Annotated in this window: 4 protein-coding genes and 1 pseudogene; 2 read left to right on the forward strand and 3 right to left on the reverse strand. The window is 42.9% G+C overall.

Features of this window, described 5'->3' with window-relative positions; genetic code table 11:
* Positions 1-61 precede the first annotated feature (61 nt).
* Together IQ19_RS18285 and aceA are read right to left on the reverse strand one after the other, a co-directional pair.
* Positions 62-505 carry a YueI family protein gene (locus IQ19_RS18285; RefSeq protein WP_144543896.1) on the reverse strand — a complete coding sequence of 148 codons (444 nt, stop codon included), beginning with the start codon at positions 503-505 and terminating at the stop codon, positions 62-64.
* A 239-nt stretch (positions 506-744) separates the two neighbouring features.
* Entirely contained in the window at positions 745-2,037 is a 1,293-nt protein-coding gene (aceA, locus tag IQ19_RS18290) for an isocitrate lyase (protein ID WP_144543898.1), read from the reverse strand.
* Between the two features lie 328 nt (positions 2,038-2,365).
* Here aceA and IQ19_RS18295 point away from each other — a divergent pair.
* Both IQ19_RS18295 and putP read left to right on the forward strand, forming a co-directional pair.
* Positions 2,366-2,587: pseudogene (locus tag IQ19_RS18295) on the forward strand (STAS domain-containing protein); the annotation flags it as partial.
* A 451-nt stretch (positions 2,588-3,038) separates the two neighbouring features.
* On the forward strand, positions 3,039-4,508 hold the full coding sequence (putP, locus tag IQ19_RS18300) for a sodium/proline symporter PutP (RefSeq protein ID WP_144543900.1): 1,470 nt from the start codon (positions 3,039-3,041) through the stop codon (positions 4,506-4,508).
* Positions 4,509-4,554: 46 nt separating this feature from the next.
* Here the strand turns inward: putP and pruA are convergent.
* The coding region (gene pruA / locus IQ19_RS18305; protein WP_144543902.1) for an L-glutamate gamma-semialdehyde dehydrogenase at positions 4,555-6,000 on the reverse strand (1,446 nt) is incomplete at its 5' end.

Here is a 6,000-nt window from a genome sequence, read left to right on the forward strand (position 1 = left end):
AGCAATTATTCAAACGTTTCTAATATAGAATAAGCGGTGCTGCCATTCCCTGCTCATTTAACTATCTGTCCCGCTTAAATATCTTTGCAAAAATACCGCCTTTCTTCCCTGATGCCTTTTTAGGCTCTGCCTTCACTGTTTTTCTCTCGACATATATGTCCGGTTTATCAATCGCATAGTCATGCGCAAGAACCAAACCAATTTCTGAATTATGTTCTTTGTTGGTGACGATAGTGTATTCAACTTTATATTTTGAAGCCGACTTAATATATTTCGATAAGTATGAATAGCTCATATTTCCATTCAGGTAAAGATGTGCCTGGCTGTTGGTTTTTAAAGCTTCCTCCACTTGCGGATAGATCCCGTCTTCTCTTACCTGCGGCTGTTTTAGCGCAATGACAATCCGCTCCCGAAGCGTCCCCAAAAACTTCCGCCGCTCATCAGGCTTTGTCTGTTTTTGCCCGTGAATCCCCTGCTGGAGATAATCATCTATATTTTCAGCCACTGTACAACCTCCGTCCTTATTCTGACTGCTCTGCATCCATTGTATAAAGGGGATATCCCCCTTTCAAATTGAATCTTAGTTCGCCTATTAATATGTATGTTTTTGCATTATAAGCTGTGCTAGTTTAATCTTATCCTTCTTAAGCTAAAAAAAACCTCTCTTCAATGAAGAGAGGGGAAAAATGGAGAATATACAGGTAAAAAAATCAAGTTACTAACGGTTAAAATTAAGCAATACGACTAAGCTTCCTGCTTTTCAGCTGTGAATTGCTCTTCCTCTGTGGACCCTTTTAAAGCGGTTGTGGAAGATGTTCCTCCTGTAATAACCATGGAAACCTGGTCGAAATATCCGGTTCCAACTTCACGCTGGTGCCTTGTTGCTGTGTATCCATGCTGCTCGCTGGCGAACTCGGCCTGCTGCAGCTCAGAGTACGCAGCCATTCCGCGGTCTTTATAGCCGCGAGCCAATTCGAACATGCTGTGGTTCAAGGCATGGAAGCCTGCTAAAGTAACGAATTGGAATTTGTAGCCCATTTTACCGAGCTCCACTTGGAATTTCGCAATTGTTTCGTCATCCAGCTTCTTTTTCCAGTTAAAGGATGGAGAGCAGTTATAGGCTAACAGCTTGCCAGGGAATTTTTCATGGATGGCCTCAGCAAAGCGCCTTGCTTCTTCAAGGTCTGGCTCAGATGTTTCACACCACACTAAATCTGCATAAGGAGCGTAAGCCAGCCCCCGAGCGATCGCTTGGTCGAGTCCCGCCTTAGTTCGGAAGAATCCCTCAGGAGTACGTTCTCCTGTAATGAATAGTGCATCATAAGGGTCAACATCGCTGGTAATCAAGTCGGCAGCATTTGCATCAGTACGGGCTACAATCACGGTCGGAACGCCCATAACATCTGCAGCCAACCTTGCAGAAATCAAATTTTTAACGGCTGTCTGTGTTGGAAGCAATACTTTGCCGCCAAGGTGTCCGCATTTTTTCTCAGAAGACAGCTGATCTTCAAAGTGGACACCGCCGGCACCGGATTCAATCATGCCTTTCATGAGCTCGAAAACATTCAGCTGGCCCCCAAAGCCGGCTTCCGCATCTGCCACAATCGGGGCAAACCAGTCAATGGAATCGTCGCCTTCCATATGATGAATCTGGTCTGCACGCTGCAGCGCCTGATTGATTCTTTTTACAACACTAGGAACACTGTTTGCCGGATATAAGCTTTGGTCCGGATACATATTTCCGGAGAGGTTGGCATCTGCAGCTACCTGCCAGCCGCTTAAGTATATGGCTTTCAGCCCGGCCTTCACCTGCTGGACAGCCTGGTTGCCTGTTAACGCCCCCAATGCATTTACGAAGTCTTCTTCATTCACAAGTTTCCAAAGCTTCTCTGCACCACGGCGCGCTAATGTATGTTCAATATCGATGGATCCTCTTAATTTGATTACATCCTCCGCCGTGTACGGTCTTTCAATCCCATTCCAACGTTCATTCATTTCCCAGCTTTCCTGTAATTGACGCACTCTTTCATCTGCCATTTGATTAAATCCTCCTTTAAATTAGAAAAAATCAACCCTTAAGCAAACCCCCAGGTAAAAATGTTGTTGTAGTATAACAGAATCAAAATCGAAAACCTGTTATACTTTTATTCTATGTTGTTATAAAACAATTAATTATCTATGTTTTGTATTATATAACAGAGATTTCGGAATGGGAACCCCTTTTTAAAAATTTTTTGAAAAAAAAATTAATTTACCCCCCTTTCTCTGTCAACTGATCTTATGTGTTAAGGCAAAATAGCTATTGCCGCTGATTGGTGAAATTGGACAGTGCGCAAAAATATATCCTGAAGTCTGCAAAGTTTAAAAGCTGGGAATTTCTCATTTAATCATTGATCTTTCAGGAGTTGTAATGGTCGACACAATGGTCGCCCATGTCATGAGCTCTTTGAAGCTCATTGGAGTCAAGTCAACTTTGCTCGGAATCCGCCCTGAAGTTGCCCAAACAGCCGTCCAGCTTGGGATCGATTTTAAGGACATAAATACCGAAAATTCTTTAAAAAAAGTAATAAAAAAGCTAAATATTTAAATCTTAAGAGGCCTAAAAGAAGTATAGGCCTCTTTCCGTTTCCCATGAAAAACCTCACCATTATGTCAACTTAATTTTATAAATTTGAATGAATAGATATGTTGATATGAGTAATATAACAGCAAATTAATGCGATTTTACGTATTTTTATACATTTATACATTAATAGCTTCATATCTTTTTTGTCCCTAAAACTTTATTATGTTATGATAATTAACGTCTTTTCATTGCGGATCATACCCCGATTCAAATTTTTCACAAACACCAAACTGTATGTTACTGTATAAAGGGGACTTTTTTCACGTATGTATTTAGGGGGGATTTTTTAGGATGGAGGTGAACATATGGATTTCACTACAGCAACTTGGCTTTGGCTTCTAATTCCAATGCCGCTTTTGATTGTACTATCGGGCATCACTTATTTTACTGAAAGAGGAGAGGATAAATAAATATGGATATAAATTTACCCACTTTAATTGCAATTATTGTTTATCTGGTCGGCATGCTGCTGATTGGTTTTCTTGCAGCCAGAATGACCAAGGATTTATCTGATTATGTGTTAGGCGGAAGACGCCTTGGAGCCGGAGTGGCAGCCTTAAGTGCTGGGGCATCCGATATGAGCGGATGGCTGATGCTTGGTTTGCCTGGTGCTGTTTATTTAGGCGGTATGGGCGAGATTTGGCTTCCAATCGGTTTGGCAGTCGGTGCTTATCTGAATTGGCAGTTTGTTGCTAAGCCATTGCGTGTCTACACGGAAGTAGCCAACGATTCGATTACAGTTCCCGGTTATTTTGAAAACCGATTCCATGACACCTCTAAAATGCTTCGTGTAGTTTCTGCAGTCGTTATATTAATCTTTTTCACTTTCTATACTTCCTCCAGCCTTGTTGGCGGTGCCATTCTTTTAGAAAACTCATTTGGAATTGATTACACGGTTGCCCTTTGGGTCGGAGCAGCAGTAATTTTGTCTTATACTTTCTTTGGCGGATTTTTGGCTGCCAGCTGGACAGATTTTATTCAAGGTATTTTAATGTTCCTTGCCTTGATCATTATCCCGATTGTTGCGATTCAGGAACTTGGCGGATGGAATGAGACTTTACAGCAAATCGGTACGATTGATCCAACTCATTTGGATGTTGCTTCAGGTGCCACTTTTGTTGGCGTTGCTTCTCTATTAGCATGGGGACTTGGCTATTTTGGACAGCCGCATATCCTTGTCCGTTTTATGGGATTAAAATCAACAAATGACGTTCCTAAAGCGCGTTTAATCGGAATGACATGGATGGTCCTTTCACTTTTTGGAGCTCTTTTTGTAGGATTCGCAGGTATTGCTTACTTTGCAGATACCCCACTAGAGAATTCTGAAACAGTATTTATCATATTTTCTCAAGTTTTATTTAATCCATGGGTAGCAGGATTTTTATTAGCAGCCATTCTCTCAGCAATCATGAGCACAGTTGACTCACAATTGCTCGTTTCTTCAAGTGCGCTCGCACAAGATTTCTATAAATCTATCTTTAGAAGAAATGCTTCCAAAAAGGAAGAAATGATTGTTGGCAGAATTGCTGTACTGGGCATTGCAATTATTGCAATCTTCCTGGGGTATAACCCTGAAAGCAAGGTATTGGAACTTGTTAGTTATGCTTGGGCCGGTTTTGGTGCTGCCTTTGGGCCAGTCATCATTCTGAGCCTGTTCTGGAAACGCATGACACGAAACGGCGCTCTTGCCGGAATTATTATCGGTGCTGTAACCGTTATTGTTTGGAAACAAATTACTGGAGGTATTTTCGACCTTTATGAATTGGCGCCTGGCTTCTTATTTGCTGGTTTAGCGATAATCATCGTCAGCCTTCTAGACAAGGAACCTTCAAAAGAAGTACAAGAGCAATACAATCAGTTTAAATCTATATTAAAGAAATAAACAAAAAAATCCCTCTTCACATTGGTGAAGAGGGATTTTTTTATATTTAGTACATTTCAGAAGTTGTTTTCGCCTGCATGTGAAGCAGAATGTAGTCAGGGCCGCCTGCTTTAGAGTCCGTTCCTGACATGTTGAATCCGCCGAATGGCTGGTATCCAACGATTGCGCCTGTACAGCCGCGGTTGAAGTATAGGTTTCCAACTTGGAAATCCTCGCGTGCTTTTTGAATGTGCTCACGGTTCTTCGTGATAACAGCGCCAGTTAAGCCGTACTCAGTGTTGTTGGCAATTTCGAGTGCATGATCGAAGTCCTTCGCTTTTGTAAAGCCGACAACCGGTCCGAAAATTTCTTCCTGCATGAGGCGTGCTTTCGGATCAAGGTCTGCAAATACAGTCGGTTTGATGAAGAAGCCTTTTGAATTATCTCCTTCTCCGCCTGTCATCAGCTTGCCTTCCTCTTTGCCGATTTCAATATAGCTCATGATTTTGTCAAATGCACCCTGGTCAATCACAGGACCCATGAAATTGCTTTGGTCTTCCGGATTTCCCTGCGTCAACTCGTTTGTTAGCTCGACAACGCGGTTTAAAACTTGATCGTACACATCTTCAACAACAACTGCACGTGAACACGCAGAACACTTTTGTCCGGAGAATCCGAATGCAGATGCCACGATCGAGGTAGCAGCCAACTCAAGATCTGCTTCTTTATCGACAACGATTGTATCTTTGCCGCCCATTTCAGCGATCACGCGCTTCAGCCAGATTTGGCCTTCGTTCAGCTTGGAAGCGCGCTCGTTGATGCGCAGACCTACGTCACGTGAGCCAGTGAATGAGATAAAGCGAGTGTCTTTATGGTCAACCAAGTAGTCGCCTACTTCTGCACCGCTGCCCGGCACGAAGTTCAGAACGCCCTTTGGAAGGCCTGCTTCTTCCATGACTTCAACGAATTTTGCAGCCACAACAGGTGTTGTAGACGCTGGTTTTAAAAGAACCGTGTTTCCTGCCACGATCGCTGCAACGGTTGTTCCAGCCATGATCGCTAGCGGGAAGTTCCAAGGAGAGATAATGATGCCTACTCCCAGTGGAATGTAGTCATAACGGTTATATTCATTCGGACGGCTGTTGACTGGAACACCGTCTTTAATTCTTAAGACTTGGCGTGCATAGTACTCAAGGAAGTCAATGGCTTCTGCAGTATCAGCATCAGCCTCATTCCAAGGCTTTCCTGCTTCCTTTGCTAAAAGGGCAGAAAACTCATGCTTGCGGCGGCGGATAATCGCAGCAGCTTTAAACAACACATCTGCGCGTGTTTCCGGCTTTACTTTTCTCCACGTTTTGAATGCTTCAACAGCAGCCTGCATCGCTTTCTCAGCATGCTCGCGGTTTGCCTTTGAAACACGGCCAACTATTTCTTCTTTATTAGAAGGATTGATTGATACGATTTTATCTTCAGTAGAAACGCGCTCTCCGCCAATTAATAGATCATAATTCTG

The organism is Cytobacillus oceanisediminis (genome assembly GCF_007830235.1).
Lineage (GTDB): Bacteria > Bacillota > Bacilli > Bacillales > Cytobacillaceae > Cytobacillus > Cytobacillus oceanisediminis.